The 15,658-nt window shown below is 55.6% G+C and carries 12 protein-coding genes; 9 read left to right on the top strand and 3 right to left on the bottom strand.

Going from position 1 to position 15,658, the window contains the following annotated elements; all coding sequences use genetic code 11:
* Window positions 1-174: 174 nt before the first annotated feature.
* The 9 genes from glyA to GM154_RS08055 all read left to right on the top strand — a co-directional run bounded on the left by glyA (window position 175) and on the right by GM154_RS08055 (window position 11,290).
* Window positions 175-1,428, top strand: a complete 1,254-nt coding sequence (glyA, locus tag GM154_RS08095) for a serine hydroxymethyltransferase (RefSeq protein WP_010796177.1) — start codon at window positions 175-177, stop codon at window positions 1,426-1,428.
* A gap of 124 nt (window positions 1,429-1,552) precedes the next feature.
* Window positions 1,553-2,803: a sarcosine oxidase subunit beta family protein gene (locus GM154_RS08090; protein WP_010796176.1), complete on the top strand. Its 1,251-nt coding sequence runs from the start codon at window positions 1,553-1,555 to the stop codon at window positions 2,801-2,803.
* A 12-nt stretch (window positions 2,804-2,815) separates the two neighbouring features.
* Entirely contained in the window at window positions 2,816-3,139 is a 324-nt protein-coding gene (locus GM154_RS08085) for a sarcosine oxidase subunit delta (protein ID WP_219651755.1), read from the top strand.
* Window positions 3,136-6,153, top strand: coding sequence for a sarcosine oxidase subunit alpha (locus tag GM154_RS08080; protein ID WP_219651753.1), 3,018 nt, complete (start codon window positions 3,136-3,138; stop codon window positions 6,151-6,153). The genes GM154_RS08085 and GM154_RS08080 overlap by 4 nt, the downstream gene beginning before the upstream one ends.
* Entirely contained in the window at window positions 6,146-6,778 is a 633-nt protein-coding gene (locus GM154_RS08075) for a sarcosine oxidase subunit gamma (RefSeq protein ID WP_219651751.1), read from the top strand. The genes GM154_RS08080 and GM154_RS08075 overlap by 8 nt, the downstream gene beginning before the upstream one ends.
* Window positions 6,779-6,960: 182 nt before the next feature.
* The gene (gene purU / locus GM154_RS08070) at window positions 6,961-7,818 is read left to right on the top strand and encodes a formyltetrahydrofolate deformylase (RefSeq protein ID WP_181123646.1); all 858 of its coding nucleotides are present in this window, start codon (window positions 6,961-6,963) and stop codon (window positions 7,816-7,818) included.
* A gap of 313 nt (window positions 7,819-8,131) precedes the next feature.
* Window positions 8,132-9,331, top strand: coding sequence for a formaldehyde dehydrogenase, glutathione-independent (gene fdhA / locus GM154_RS08065; RefSeq protein ID WP_010796171.1), 1,200 nt, complete (start codon window positions 8,132-8,134; stop codon window positions 9,329-9,331).
* Window positions 9,332-9,436: 105 nt separating this feature from the next.
* Window positions 9,437-9,733 (top strand): YciI family protein, encoded by a 297-nt coding sequence (locus tag GM154_RS08060; RefSeq protein WP_019367267.1) that lies wholly within the window; start codon window positions 9,437-9,439, stop codon window positions 9,731-9,733.
* Window positions 9,734-10,237: 504 nt separating this feature from the next.
* Window positions 10,238-11,290, top strand: a complete 1,053-nt coding sequence (locus GM154_RS08055; protein ID WP_010796169.1) for an acyltransferase — start codon at window positions 10,238-10,240, stop codon at window positions 11,288-11,290.
* 319 nt (window positions 11,291-11,609) lie between these two features.
* Here the strand turns inward: GM154_RS08055 and GM154_RS08050 are convergent, their stop codons facing one another.
* The 3 genes from GM154_RS08050 to GM154_RS08040 form a co-directional block, all read right to left on the bottom strand.
* Entirely contained in the window at window positions 11,610-12,722 is a 1,113-nt protein-coding gene (locus GM154_RS08050; RefSeq protein ID WP_010796168.1) for a polysaccharide biosynthesis/export family protein, read from the bottom strand.
* 287 nt (window positions 12,723-13,009) lie between these two features.
* Complete coding sequence (locus GM154_RS08045) at window positions 13,010-14,245, bottom strand: flippase (RefSeq protein WP_219651749.1); 1,236 nt, start codon at window positions 14,243-14,245, stop codon at window positions 13,010-13,012.
* A gap of 61 nt (window positions 14,246-14,306) precedes the next feature.
* On the bottom strand, window positions 14,307-15,572 hold the full coding sequence (locus GM154_RS08040) for a hypothetical protein (protein WP_258019757.1): 1,266 nt from the start codon (window positions 15,570-15,572) through the stop codon (window positions 14,307-14,309).
* Window positions 15,573-15,658 lie beyond the last annotated feature (86 nt).

Below are 15,658 nucleotides of genomic sequence, written 5' to 3'. Positions count from 1 at the left end.
CCTGTTCGATGCAGCCGACTCGTCTGGCGCATGGATGCGAGGGCGATGTCGCAAACGCACCGCCTTGTGGCGTGAACAGGCATTCTGATGCGCAGCCTCGGTCCTACCATCGCTCTCAAGGATCAGCCCATTGACGGCCATGCCGGCCTTCCGCTGCGCTGCAGGAGAGACGCGATGTTTACCAAGCAAGACCGCATCCAGGGTTACGACGACGCCTTGTTCGCTGCGATGAGCGAAGAGGAGCGTCGCCAGGAAGCTCACCTCGAATTGATCGCCTCGGAGAACTACACCAGCCAACGGGTAATGGAGGCGCAGGGCAGCGGGTTGACCAACAAGTATGCCGAAGGCTATCCGGGCAAGCGCTACTACGGCGGTTGCGAGTTCGTCGATAAGGTCGAGCAGTTGGCCATCGAGCGGGCCAAGCAGCTCTTTGGTGCTGACTACGCCAACGTTCAGCCGCACTCTGGCTCCCAGGCCAACGCGGCGGTCTTCCTGGCTTTGCTGCAAGCAGGTGACACAGTGCTGGGCATGAGTCTGGCTCATGGAGGACATCTGACCCATGGTGCCAAGGTCAGCTTTTCCGGCAAGCTCTACAACGCGGTGCAATATGGGCTGAATCCCGCAACGGGCCTGATCGACTATGACGAGGTCGAGCGGTTGGCCGTAGAACATCAGCCGAAAATGATCATTGCCGGTTTTTCGGCCTATTCGAAAACGCTCGACTTCCCGCGCTTCCGTGAGATTGCCGACAAGGTCGGTGCCTATCTGTTCGTCGACATGGCTCACGTGGCGGGGCTGGTTGCGGCGGGCCTGTACCCCAATCCCCTTCCGTTTGCCGATGTGGTCACCACCACCACCCACAAGACCCTGCGTGGCCCCCGCGGTGGGCTGATCCTGGCGAAGGCCAACGAGGAGTTGGAGAAAAAGCTCAATTCCGCCGTTTTCCCGGGGGGACAGGGCGGTCCCCTGATGCACGTGATTGCAGCCAAGGCGGTGTGTTTCAAGGAGGCCCTGGAACCCGGCTTCAAGACTTATCAGCAGCAGGTCATCCACAACGCCCAGGCCATGGCTGCGGTGTTCATCAAGCGCGGCTACGACGTGGTCTCCGGCGGGACGGACAACCATTTGTTCCTGGTCAGCCTGATCAAACAGGGCATTACTGGCAAGGATGCCGACGCCGCCCTGGGGCGCGCCGGTATCACGGTCAACAAGAACGCCGTGCCCAATGATCCTCAGTCACCCTTTGTGACCTCCGGCCTGCGAATCGGCACTCCGGCTGTGACCACGCGTGGCCTGGGCGTGGCCCAGTGCCAGGAGCTGGCCGGGTGGATCTGCGACATCCTCGATCACTTGGGCGATGCCGATGTGGAGGCGCATGTGGCCGAACGTGTGGCCGGGCTCTGCGCAGATTATCCCGTCTACCGCTAATTAGCCCTTCATAAGGTGGGTTGGCAGGCGCGTAACCCACCCCTGTTCGATTGAGTCAGCTAGTCATAGGCCACCCTACGAAAATCCTTATTCATGCGTGGGGACAGGTTCAGGAGTCAAACAGATGCAGCGCTATTCCGGTTTCGGCCTTTTCAAGCATTCCCTAAGCCATCATGAAAACTGGCAGCGCATGTGGCGCACGCCAACCCCCAAGCCGGTGTATGACGTAATTGTCGTGGGCGGCGGTGGTCATGGTCTGGCAACGGCCTATTATCTGGCCAAGGAGCATGGCGTCAAAAACGTCGCGGTCATCGAAAAAGGCTGGCTGGGCGGTGGCAATACGGCGCGCAACACCACCATCGTACGGTCCAACTACCTGTGGGATGAATCGGCTCACTTGTATGAGCATGCGATGAAGCTATGGGAAGGGCTCTCGCAGGACCTGAACTATAACGTCATGTTTTCGCAGCGCGGCGTCTACAACCTGTGCCATACGTTGCAGGACATGCGCGAAGCCGAGCGCCGCGTCAGTGCCAACCGCCTGAATGGCGTAGACGGCGAACTGCTCGACGCCAGGCAGGTGGCCGAAGAGGTGCCTTACCTCGACTGTAGCAAGAGCACTCGTTATCCGATCATGGGCGCGACGGTACAACGCCGGGGCGGGGTAGCCCGCCACGATGCGGTAGCCTGGGGTTTCGCCCGTGCAGCCGATGCGCTGGGCGTGGACCTGATTCAAAACACCGAGGTCGTTGGCTTCCGTAAGGAAAATGGCGCAGTCGTTGGCGTCGAGACCAACAAGGGCTTCATTGGGGCCCGGCGCGTCGGTGTCGTGACGGCCGGTAATTCGGGTCATATGGCCAAGCTGGCCGGTTTTCGCTTGCCGGTGGAATCCCACCCCTTGCAAGCGCTGGTGTCCGAGCCGCTCAAGCCGGTGATCGACAGTGTGATCATGTCCAATGCAGTGCATGGCTATATCAGCCAGTCGGACAAAGGCGATCTGGTGATCGGTGCCGGTATCGATAGCTATGTCGGCTATGGTCAGCGCGGCTCGTACCCGGTCATCGAGCACACTCTGCAAGCCATCGTCGAGATGTTCCCGATTCTCTCTCGCGTACGGATGAATCGCCAGTGGGGCGGCATCGTCGATACCACGCCTGATGCCTGTCCAATCATTTCCAAGACACCGGTAGAAAACCTGTTTTTCAATTGCGGCTGGGGCACTGGTGGATTCAAAGCCACTCCCGGCTCCGGCAACGTCTTTGCTGCTTCGCTCGCCAAAGGGGAAATGCACCCATTGGCGGTTCCGTTCTCCATCGACCGTTTCCATACCGGCGCGCTCATCGACGAGCATGGCGCGGCGGCTGTCGCGCACTAAGGAGCCCTGATCATGTTGCACATCCATTGCCCTCATTGTGGGGAACTGCGCTCCGAAGAGGAATTCCATGCGGCAGGCCAGGCGCATATCCCGCGCCCGCTGGACCCGGACAACTGCACCGATGCGGAGTGGGGCGACTACATGTTCTTTCGCGATAACCCGCGGGGCATCCACCATGAACTATGGGTCCATGCCACCGGGTGCCGTCACTATTTCAACGTGACCCGCAATACGGAAACCTACGAAATTCTCGAAACGTACAAGATTGACGAGCAACCGCAGGTAAACGGCAAGCCGGTCGTGGTGGCCAAGGCTATCGAAGGAGAAACCGTATGAGTCAGGTCAATCGCCTTACCCACGGTGGTCGGATCGATCGCCGCCAGCCGTTGACCTTTACCTTCAATGGTCAGCGCTACCAGGGCTTTGTCGGCGATACGCTGGCGTCGGCGCTGCTGGCCAATGGTGTCGATGTCATCGGGCGCAGCTTCAAATATTCCCGCCCGCGCGGCATCGTGGCCGCCGGGGCTGAAGAGCCCAATGCCATCATGCAGATCGGCTCCACCGAGGCCACGCAGATTCCCAACGTGCGTGCTACCCAACAGCCCCTCTACGCAGAGCTTGTGGCCGCCAGCACCAACGGTTGGCCGAGCGTGAACAATGACCTGATGGGCATTCTTGGCAAGGTCGGCGGCAAGATGATGCCGCCCGGCTTCTACTACAAAACGTTCATGTACCCGCAAAACCTGTGGCTGACGTATGAGAAGTACATCCGCAAGGCGGCGGGGCTGGGTCGTGTGCCGACCGAAGTCGACCCGGACAGCTACGATCACATGAACCAGCACTGCGATGTGCTGGTAGTAGGTGCCGGACCGGCCGGTCTGGCTGCCGCCCTGGCGGCTGCCCGCAGTGGGGCGCGTGTCATCCTGGCTGACGAGCAGGAAGAGTTTGGCGGCAGCCTGCTCGACACGCGTGAGCTATTGGATGGCCAGCCCGCCGCCGATTGGGTTGCCAAGGCCATCGCGGAGCTGGAAGCTACCCCCGACGTGACCCTGCTGTCTCGGGCGACCGTCAACGGCTATCACGACCACAATTTTCTGACCATCCATCAGCGTCTCACCGATCATCTGGGCGAAAAGGCCCCAATGGGACAGGTGCGCCACCGAGTGCACCGTGTCCGCGCCAAGCGTGTCGTTCTGGCCAGTGGTGCCCATGAGCGTCCGTTGGTATACGCCAATAACGACCTGCCTGGAAACCTGGTGGCGGGTGCTGTCTCCACGTATGTACGTCGCTATGGCGTCGCGCCGGGTCAAAAACTGGTGCTGTCCACCAACAATGATTATGCCTACCGTGTCGCGCTGGACTGGCTGGAAGCAGGGCGTGAAGTCGTTGCCATCGCCGATGCACGTCAAAATCCGCGTGGGGCCTGGGTTGAAGAGGCGAGGGCGAAGGGGATTCGCGTCTTGACCGGCGCAGCGGTTACCGAAGCCCGTGGCTCAACGCGGGTGACCGGCGCGCGTGTCGTCGCCATCGACATCAAGGGGTTCCGTACTACCAGTCCCGGCGAGTGGCTGAGCTGCGACCTGATCGCCACATCCGGTGGTTACAGCCCTGTGGTGCACCTGGCATCCCACTTGGGCGGTCGTCCCTTGTGGCGTGAGGATATCCAGGCGTTCGTACCGGGCCCGGCTCCGCAAAAACGGGTCTGTGCTGGCGCTGTGAACGGCGTGTTCGCCCTGGGCGATGTGCTGGCCGATGGCTTTGAAGCGGGCGCCACGGCTGCCGGCGAGGCGGGTTTGAAGCCGGTAGCCGGCGAAGTGCCCCGGGCGGAGCACCGCTTCGAAGAACCATCGTTGGCGCTTTTCCAGGTGCCTCACGAAAAATCCACGGCCCGCGCACCCAAGCAGTTCGTCGATCTGCAAAATGATGTGACGGCAGCGGGTATCGAGCTGGCGTGCCGTGAGGGTTTCGAGTCCATCGAGCACGTCAAGCGCTACACCGCCCTGGGTTTTGGCACCGACCAGGGCAAGTTAGGAAACATCAACGGCCTCGCCATCGCTGCCCGTGTACAAAACAAGGCGATTCCCGAAGTCGGCACCACCATGTTTCGCCCTAACTACACACCGGTCACGTTCGGCGCCGTCGCCGGTCGCCACTGCGGCCATCTCATGGAGCCGGTACGTTTCACCGCGCTTCATGGCTGGCACGTCAAGCAGGGTGCCTTGTTTGAAGATGTCGGTCAGTGGAAGCGCCCCTGGTACTTCCCCAAGGCCGGAGAGGATCTGCATGCCGCCGTGGCCCGTGAGTGCAAGGCCGTGCGCGAGAAAGTCGGCATCCTTGATGCCTCGACCCTCGGCAAGATCGATATTCAGGGCCCGGACGCCCGTGAGTTTCTCAATCGCGTCTATACCAATGCCTGGACCAAGCTGGAGGTCGGTAAGGCCCGTTACGGCCTGATGTGCAAGGAAGACGGCATGGTCATGGACGATGGCGTCACGGCCTGCCTGGCCGACAATCATTTCCTGATGACCACCACGACCGGTGGCGCCGCGCGTATCCTTGAGTGGCTGGAACTCTACCATCAGACCGAATGGCCGGACCTCAAGGTGTATTTCACCTCAGTAACCGACCATTGGGCGACCATGACCCTGTCTGGTCCGGAAAGCCGTAACCTGCTCGCCGAGCTGACCGACATCGATCTGGACAAGGATGCGTTCCCCTTCATGAGCTGGAAGGAAGGCACCGTGGGCGGCGTACCGGCTCGGGTGTTCCGCATCTCCTTTACCGGCGAGCTGTCTTACGAGATTAACGTCCAGGCCGATTATGCGATGGGCGTATGGGAGCAGCTGATAGAGGCTGGCAAGAAGTACGGCCTAACACCCTACGGTACCGAAACCATGCACGTACTGCGGGCCGAGAAGGGGTTCATTATCGTTGGTCAGGATACCGATGGCTCCGTCACCCCACAGGACTTGGGCATGGGCTGGGCCGTCAGCATGAACAAGCCGTTCTCCTTTATCGGCAAACGCGGTATGAACCGGCAGGATTGTCTTAAAGCAGACCGCAAGCAGTTGGTGGGCCTCAAGCCGGCCAATCCCAAGGCGGTTCTACCGGAAGGTGCACAGCTGGTGTTCAACACTCAGCAGCCGATTCCAATGACCATGGTGGGGCACGTCACATCCAGTTATTACAGCGCCTCGATGGGCTTTGGCTTCGCCTTGGCCGTTGTAAGGGGTGGCTTGGGCAAGATGGGACAAAAGGTTTATGCCGCGCTCAGGGATGGCACCTTCGTCGAAGCCGAAATCGTTTCTTCCGTTTTCTACGATCCGAAAGGGGAGCGTCAGCATGTCTAACGTGAACGTTTATCAGCAGCGTCCCGCCGGACCTGCACGCGCCGAATCCCCCTTGTTTCATGCTGAGCTCGACAAGCTGGCGGGCCGGAGCGCTGGCAGCGCAGGCGTGACCTTGCGCGAGAAAAAGCTGCGGGGCCATTTGGTCCTGCGGGGAGAGGCCAGCGATACCGGGTTTACCGGTGCGGTCGAATCCGTACTGGGTTTGGAATTGCCCCCCGCCCTGGGCTTGACTGTGAAAGGTGAAACCTCCCTGCAATGGCTGGGGCCGGATGAGTGGCTCCTGATCATTCCGCAGGGCGAGGAGTACTCCACCGAACTGAGCCTGCGTGAGGCGATCGGCGATCGGCATATTTCCATTGTCAATGTCAGCGGTGGCCAGACCCTGTATGAGCTGACAGGACCGAATGTACGCAACGTCCTGATGAAGTCCACATCCTACGATGTCCACCCCAGTCAATTTCCGGTAGGCAAGGCGGTCGGGACGGTATTTGCCAAATCCCAGCTGGTTATCCGCCACACCGGTGAGGAGACGTGGGAGCTGGTGGTTCGCCGCAGTTTTGCCGACTACATCTGGCTCTGGTTACAGGACGCCAGCGCCGAATACGGATTGGCCATCGCCAGCTGACCGCGTACGGACAGGATGGGTTGTGCGTATCGATCCCATCCTTCCGCGAACTAACCATTTGGCTGGATACAACAGGTTAAACGTATACATTTGATCAGTAAGGTGCGTGGGGCGCAGCGATACCTGTGTCCCTGGCCCCAGGTCATTCAACCCACAACATCCAACCTATTCGGTAGCTATCCATGAGCCGCACCCCTGATACCTGGATTCTCACTGCCCAGAGCCCAAGCCGACTGGGGACCGTGGACGTCGTGACCCGCTTTCTGTTCGAGCAGCAGTGCTACGTCACCGAGCATCACTCCTTTGATGACCGACTGGCCGCGCGCTTTTTTATCCGCGTGGAGTTCAAGGCGCCGACTGCCTTCGACGAGACTGCTTTTCGTGCCGGTCTTGCCGATGCCTTGGGACCGTTCGACATGCAAATGGAGCTGACCGCGCCAGGCTACCGCCCAAAGGTGGTGATCATGGTCTCTAAAGCCGATCATTGCCTGAACGACTTGCTCTATCGCCAGCGCATCGGCCAATTACCGATGGATGTGGTCGCAGTGATTTCCAATCACCCGGACCTTGAACCCCTGGCCCGCTGGCATGGCATTCCCTATCACCACTTTCCGCTGGACCCCCACGACAAACCTGCCCAGGAAGCCCGCGTCTGGCAGGTGCTGCAGGATTCCCAGGCGGAACTGGTCGTGCTTGCACGCTACATGCAGGTGCTTTCGCCCGAGTTGTGCCGTCGTCTCGATGGCTGGGCAATCAACATCCATCACTCCCTATTGCCAGGCTTCAAGGGCGCCAAGCCTTACCATCAGGCCTATCAGAAGGGGGTAAAGCTGGTCGGTGCCACCGCCCATTACGTCAATAATGACCTCGACGAAGGGCCAATCATCGCGCAGGGCGTAGAGAGTGTGGATCATGCGTATTACCCAGAAGACCTTGTAGCCAAAGGCCGAGACATCGAATGCCTGACCCTGGCTCGAGCTGTGGGGTATCACCTGGAGCGCCGTGTTTTCCTGAATGCCAACCGGACGGTGGTGCTATAGCCGCGCCTCATGTCACTCATAAATTTTTCGGGAGGTTTAGGAAAGCTCTGGTCGCGCGATGAATTGAGGCGTACGGGATGGGTTGAGCAAGGCGATATCCATCAAGGATAGTCCAATTATAAAAGCAGAACCTGCCGCTTTCCGTGCGCTCACCGCACGCTTTCATTGACGTTCGGTTCACGTTTTCTACGCTCAGAATGCCCGTCGCAGAAGGGCTTAAGCGTAGCGCTACCCCATAGCATTCACTGTTGTATCGCTTTTCATGAACCACCGCCCACTCATGGGCTCACTACAACAACAAGAGGAAACGCGTATGTCAGGCAATCGAGGCGTCGTCTACCTGGGCGCTGGTAAAGTCGAAGTACAGAACATTCCCTTCCCCAAAATGGAAACGCCCCAGGGACGTCAAATCGACCACGGTGTGATCCTGCGAGTCGTCTCCACCAACATCTGTGGCTCCGACCAGCACATGGTGCGTGGCCGTACTACAGCCCCCGAGGGTCTCGTACTGGGCCATGAAATCACTGGAGAAGTCATCGAGGCGGGCAAAGGGGTGGAAAACCTCAAGGTAGGGGATCTGGTCTCCGTCCCCTTCAACGTAGCCTGTGGCCGCTGCCGTACCTGCAAAGAGCAACACACCGGCGTCTGCCTGTCGGTAAATCCCTCCCGTGCTGGCGGCGCCTATGGCTACGTTGACATGGGTGGATGGGTCGGTGGCCAGGCGGAATATGTCATGGTGCCCTATGCCGATTTCAACCTGCTCAAGCTGCCTGACCGGGATCGGGCCATGGAAAAGATCCGCGATCTGACCTGCCTTTCGGACATTCTGCCCACCGGCTACCACGGAGCCGTCACGGCGGGCGTCGGACCGGGTAGTACCGTTTATATCGCCGGCGCAGGTCCTGTCGGCCTAGCCGCCGCTGCTTCAGCGCGCCTGTTGGGCGCTGCGGTCGTCATCGTGGGTGACGTCAATCCGGTACGTCTGGCTCATGCCAAAGCACAAGGGTTTGAAATTGCTGACTTGTCCCAAGACACGCCCCTACATGAACAAATTGCGGCACTTCTAGGCGAGCCGGAGGTGGATTGCGCCGTGGATGCGGTCGGCTTCGAAGCCCGCGGCCATGGTCACTCCGGATCACAGCACGAAGCACCTGCCACAGTCCTTAACTCACTGATGGGTGTTACACGTGTCGCCGGCAAGATCGGTATTCCTGGCCTCTACGTGACGGAAGATCCTGGTGCTGCGGACCAGGCAGCCAAGCAGGGTAGCCTGAGTATTCGCTTCGGCCTCGGCTGGGCTAAATCTCATAGCTTCCATACCGGGCAAACGCCTGTCATGAAGTACAACCGACAGCTGATGCAAGCCATCATGTGGGACCGCATTAAGATTGCTGACATTGTAGGTGTCGACGTTATTACCCTGGATGATGCACCCAAGGGCTATAGCGAATTTGATGCGGGCGTACCCAAGAAGTTTGTGATTGATCCGCACGCTTTGTTCCGCGCGGCATAACGCGGTTGGCGAGGCATAAGGACATGCCTCCTTGATCGATACGCTTTACCCAGGGCCTGGTCATACAGGTATGCTAGGGAGACGCTATCAACCAAGGAAAACGCCATGCCTTTTTTGATCGAAACCTGGGACAAGCCCAACACTACCCAGCTGCGCCAGGACAACCGTCCTGCCCATCTGGATTTCCTCCGTGAAAATGCCAGCAAGCTGCTCGCCTGTGGAGCCAAGCTTGACGACGAAGGGGCAAACGCCAGCGGAAGTGTCTATATCGTGGATGTCGAAACCCGCGAAGAAGCCGAGGCCTTTTTGGCACAGGATCCCTTTAGCCAGGTTGGCCTGCCAGAAAAGGTCAATATCGTGCGGTGGCGTAAAGCAGTCCTGGACGGTAAAGCGTTCGTCTAACGCATAATGCTCATAGCGTATCTGTCACGGCATGCGGCTAAAATGCGGACCGTTGCAGATACGCCCGCCATCAAAACAGTCCCGTTTATCTATTTGTAATGAGTTTCACTCAAAAAAAATATATAAACCCGAACAATAAGGGTATTGATCTGTCCTTATCCTGCTTGAGTTCGCTGAAGTCTGATATCAATACGATATCGATATGTCGCTTAGTTTGACACTGGCAGATACAAAAGATAATTGAGCGACTTGGCGAGCTCTATTTCACAGGTTTTCAATGAAGAGACGCAATATTAATTGAAAACTACTGCATCCTTCCGAGCTTAAACGCTGTACATCGGTCAGCATATGGCAGTTAGAAAGTGATTCAGTTCAAATACAAGCCAAGTATTGAGTGAATATAAAAATGGAGGGCTTTCTGTGGCCTATCCTCTCAGGTCAGTAGATTAATAGTGGTCGATATCCGAGCGATATCATATGTATTGATTTAAGGAAGGGCGCCTAATGAGCACTACCAAACCCGAAAAAGATTTAAGGATCGAAACGATCAGGGGGTTGGCGCTATTTTTAATGGTAGCCGGTCACGTTATTGGCAGTTCGGGTGATCAGGGAATGAAAGTCGCGGATGACTCATTCCTCCGTTATCTCTACGACTCGCTTGTTTACATTCGCATGCCGCTCTTCACGGCCATCTCGGGGTATGTATATGCCTTGAGACCCGTTACTTCCGCAAGCTCCCTGCCGCGTTTCTACCAGGGCAAGTTTCGCCGGATTCTGATCCCGATGATCGTTGTCTCAACGCTCTTCTTCATCTCGCAAGCGTTGGTGCCCAACACCAATACGAAGCCGGAATGGAGCGATGTGTTCGGTATCTATTTCTTCAGTTATGCCCATTTCTGGTTCCTGCAGTCCATCTTCTGCATCTTTGTCATGATTGCCCTGATGGAGAAGTTCAGCCTGCTGTCCTCTCTCAGGAATTACCTGATCATCATGTGTATCGCCTTGGTGGGCTCCTTGCATTACGAAGTATTCCCGGACTTCTTCTGCCTGTACAAGGCCATCCAATTGCTGCCCTTCTTTCTGTTGGGGCTGGGGCTTTATCGCTTCTCCGACCAGTTGAATACCGCCTCAAAACAGCTAGTGATTGGCGTCGTGCTGGCGGCATTGGTTGTCATTGATCAGGCCTATCTGTGGAATCAACTTTCCATCAGTGATCGTGGAATGGATTACATAGGGACGGCTCTGGGGATTACTGCCATTTACATGATCATCACCCGCCGGGTCTATTTCAAACCGTTAGCGTGGTTGGGGTATTTCTCTTTCGAAATTTACCTGTTTCATGTATTCGGAACGGCGGGTAGCCGTATCGTATTGAACAAACTGGCAATCCATGATGTATGGATTACCTTTACAGTCAGTATGATTCTGGGGCTTATCCTGCCAGTGGCCCTCAAGAAGGCAGTCGGTCGTTTCAGCCTGCTTAATCTGGCGTTCTTTGGTATACAGTCAAAGAAGAAGCCTGCAATGAAGTTGCAGGAAAAAGTCTCGCTTAGTTAAGGCATGTAATAAGCAAAAAGCCCAACACTAACGTTGGGCTTTTTTATGCCTGCCAAATAACTTCGTTATAAAGATCCCTTCGCAGAGTGTCGCGTGTTGACTTGACCTGGTATCGGCTGAGTGCTGCAGGTAGTTATTGCTTGTAAGTACATATGTAGCAGCTATGGCTATATCGCGGCATTGAAGATTCAGCCAAGCCTGTCCTGAGCATTAATACCTGTAGGGGAGCCTGCAGTAACAGTAAAGCGGTTCCGAAGGATTTATTAAGGCATAAAAAAAGCCCTTCAAACGAAGGGCTTTTTGACCATCCAGAAAGCTCTTACTTGAAGCTCTGGTTGGCGTTTGCAGTGGAGCTAAGCACGTTTGAGGAGCCCAGCAGCTGGCTGACGAAGCGGTTCCAGCGGGTGATTCCGGCAGGACCTACGAATACAACGTCTTGCGGCTGTAGTGCAAAGTGCTGTGCCAGAACGAAAGCGGTTGGTGAGGAAGCGCTCAGGTGGAACACTTGAGCTTTCGCGGCTGGAGAGGAGTTGAAATTCTCCGGACCACGGATTACATACACTTCATCCGCATCGGCAGTTTCCTGGTTCAGGCCGCCTGCCTGGCCGAGTGCATCCATCAGCGTCAGGCTGGTAGTCTTGAAGTTGGCTGCCAGTGGGCTTCTCACTTCACCCATCACGTAAACCTTGCGGTTATCGTTGTAGGGTAGGTGAATGCTATCGCCATCCTTGAGGTATACGCCGTACAGCTTGGAGTCCTTACGGTTCAAGGTGTCGGCATCCAGGCGGTACTCCTTGCCGTCACGTACCAGGGTCAGGCCGCTCAGGTCAGCTGTCTGGGTGTCAACGTTCGCCTGACCCAATGCTTCGACCAAAGTCATCGGCACAGTTGTCAGCGGAATGGAGTCGCCCTTGGTAAAGGCACCTGACAGGGTGACTTTCTGACTGCCAAAGCGCAGGACGCTCACGTCGACCTGAGGATTGTCGATAAAGGTCGCCAGACGAGTCGAGATGACCTTACGGATCTCCTCAAGCGTCTTGCCTTCTGCTGTCAGGGTGCCAACGTACGGATAGAAAATAGTACCGTCAGGACGTACCAGTCGACCGTTCGCCTCGATCTGCTGTTGGGCACCAGAAGGAGCGGTTAGCTCGGGGTGATCCCATACAGTGATATACAGCAGGTCCGCCTTGCCTACACGATAAGCCGCTGGATGATACTTGAGCAGTTCCTGCCAGTTCCCAGTGTCTGCAGTCGGGTTAACGGAGTCATGACTTTTCAAATAAGCCGATGTGATAGGAATCAGCTCAACCTTTGTCCCCTCAATGGAGCCGTTGGTCTTCAAATCGTCCCGGTGCAGGTATTGGCCTGGAGACCATACGCAGCCCTGCAGAAGCAGGGTGGAAAGTAGTGCAAGGGTAAAGGTACGTTTCATCTATTTTCTTCCTTGATCGCTGTAAAAAAGTTTTTAAAAACTTCGTATCGATCGATTTATAAGCGTCAGAACGTGTTTGGGCATAAGAAACTTTATGAATCATGTAGGCCTGTGGCGCGCCTGGCGCTGGATAATTCGTAACAGCTCCGTATCCAACCAAACCATACATATCAGCGCAGGCTGTGACAGAAGCTTAAAAAATTAGTTCACTTTTGCGGAAACACTCTTTTTAAAAGTAAATCGATCCAATTTTTGGCTTTATCCTGACGTTATATGTCAATAAGCCACTAGCTGATTTTTCGTGACATAACTTCCAGAGCAATGAAGTCAACAGCCACCCTGATCGACCAGGCAATGGCAGCTCCCTGAAGAGAAAACAGGTGTATGCACACGACCAGCAAGCCTATATAAGGCAAAAGCTCAGCCAGATGGATAAAAGCGGTGATCTTCGAATGGCCCTTCGCCTGGATTTTCGCAAAGGGAATCTGTGCCAGCGCGTTAAAGATGAAGCCAATCAGGAGAATACGCAGCACCTGTGCGCCTTCCTGACCATATTCCGGTCCCATCCATAAAGTCATGACCATGGGGGCGAGTATGAATAGAGGTAGCACCATGACTACACAGGCAGCGAGCAGGGCCCAGAACGCTCGATTGGCCTGAGCAGTCGCATCCGCCGAACGCTTGCTCAGAAGCGGGAAGATAACCCGAGCGACCGCATTGGGAATGATCAGCATGCGTGAGATGGCTTCAGAGGGCGCGGTATAAAAGGAAACGCGCTGGGCTCCGACCATGTTGGACAGGATAAAACGATCAAAATACACCATGATAGGGCTGATGATATTGCTCACAGTCATCCAGCTGCCAAACGCGAAGAGTTCCTTGAAAACGCTCTTTTCAAATCGGTAAAAGCCCGGCGGAAATTCTCGCCAACATGGAATGAACGCCACGGCCATCGAAATAAGGCGGGCGATGACAAGCCCTATTGCCGTCGCGGTAAAAGACTCATCGACCAGCACGGCTACCAGGGGGCAAACAGCCAGAATGGAGTTGGTGATGGTGCGTAACAGGTTGAATTCTGCAAACCGTTCGTTTCCTTCCAGATAGGAAAACCAGATCATGGTGAGTAGAAAGGGCGGTATCGAAAGGCTTAGCCACTTGAAGCCAGCCACCGCAACGTCAACGTTTTCTGCCGAAACGTGTAGCAGGGAAACGAGTTCTCCTGCGCCCAGCCATAACAAGAGCACCGCGAGTGCGCTCAGACCGACCACCGCATAAGTAGCGGTCGCGATAACGGATTTATTCTTTTCGACATTGCCATGGTGCATGGCCACGGCTCGTATGACGGCGCGTGTCAGTCCCGCGTCAAAAATGGTGGCATAACCGACAATCGCAAACGCCAGTGTAAACAGGCCGAATTGCTCGATACCTAACTTTCGAGAAAGAACACCCATGGTAGGGAGTGCGATAAGGCTTGGAATGACTACACCCAGAATATTCCAGGTGCTGTTTTTCAGCATTGTCATGGAGGGCTCTTTTTGCAGAAGGCATGTCTGCCCTGGCCGGGCAGACATGCAGGGGAGGGGGCTATCTAAAGCTGGGTTGCATCAGTGGATGTTCTTCAACATACGAATCCAGCGCTGGGCTTTCCACGTTTCGGTGGTAGGCCTTGAGTGCCTGAATCACAAGCAGGAACGCAATCGTTGCTTGCATATATTCGAAGATACCCTGAAGCGGCCAGATCACCATATACGCCAGCAGGGCGGTAACGGTGAAGCTGGTATCCTTGTGTAAGCGCTTGGCGAAGTAGTAATAGCAGAACAGGGTCAGTGGGACGATCAGGAAGGCCAGGAAGCCGAATCTGAACAGCGTACCGAATATCCCAACGTCGGAAAGGAAGAAGTACTCGCCAAAGTGGGGGATAAAGCCATTGTTCCACATCAGGGACAAGGAGCCACTGGGTAACCAGTTATTCGCATGCAAATGGCCGAAGATATAACCAATGGTTTGTTCACGGACATTATCGGTTGGACCGTTTTCCAGCGATTCGGCATAGAAGTCAAGATTGAGTCCCAGCTCTTTCAGCAGATCCGGGAACAGGTAGAGAGGAGAAATCAAAATACCCGATACCACGATCCAGATAACCGACTTGCTCTTCAGGCAAAGCAGCGTGAAGCAAAGGGACAGGAAGATCAGCTGGCGCGTTTGTGTTGCAAAGACCAGAGTCAGCAAAATGAAGCAGGCGAACACAATATAAGGCGTCTTGGACCTGGGCGAGCCATCAATGGGCGATATCCCTTTATTCCATACCTGAATGCAATAGAAATAAGCCAGGCACTGTGCCAGTGCACCGATTGAGGAGCGGTCTGGCCGGTCGAAGGATGCCACCTTGTCCCGCAGGTCCGGCAATACAGAGAACTTGAACATCCAGGCCAGAATGCACGCCATGAAACCTACAAACAGGAACGCCTTTTCAAATTGGGCAGCACTCATGTTCCGGGCGAGGTAAAGCATGACGGAAAAAGTGAAGCAATACAGTATGCGACGCTCTTCGATAATCCCGTATATCAATGGTTGCCCATAGTAGAGATTCGAGAAAATCGCTGGCAGCAGAATGAAGATAACCGACGAGTAGGCGCAATAAGTTAAAAGGATTTTCAAATCCTTTTGCTCTTTTCCCACGGACGCCAGTACATAGAAGGCTGTAAACGCCAGACAAATAACCAGATACAACTCGCTGACATACAAGATGCCAATCGGGTTATGGGGGGTTTCTTCGAAAATACCAAAATGTAATACGAAGACGAAAATTAATAATATGAAGTAGGCACCGCTTTTGCTTACTGCTCTCATATCGCTTCCCATCCAGCGTAACGTTGCATTCCATCCAGCATGGCTGTCTTCCCTGTCCTCAGACTGGCCAAAAAATGCAGTCGCAA

It is taken from the genome of Pseudomonas sp. MAG002Y, assembly GCF_019400845.1.
Taxonomy (GTDB): domain Bacteria; phylum Pseudomonadota; class Gammaproteobacteria; order Pseudomonadales; family Pseudomonadaceae; genus Chryseomonas; species Chryseomonas luteola.
The sequence above is the reverse complement of the archived record's forward strand: the minus strand, read 5'-3'. Positions and strand labels throughout refer to the sequence as shown.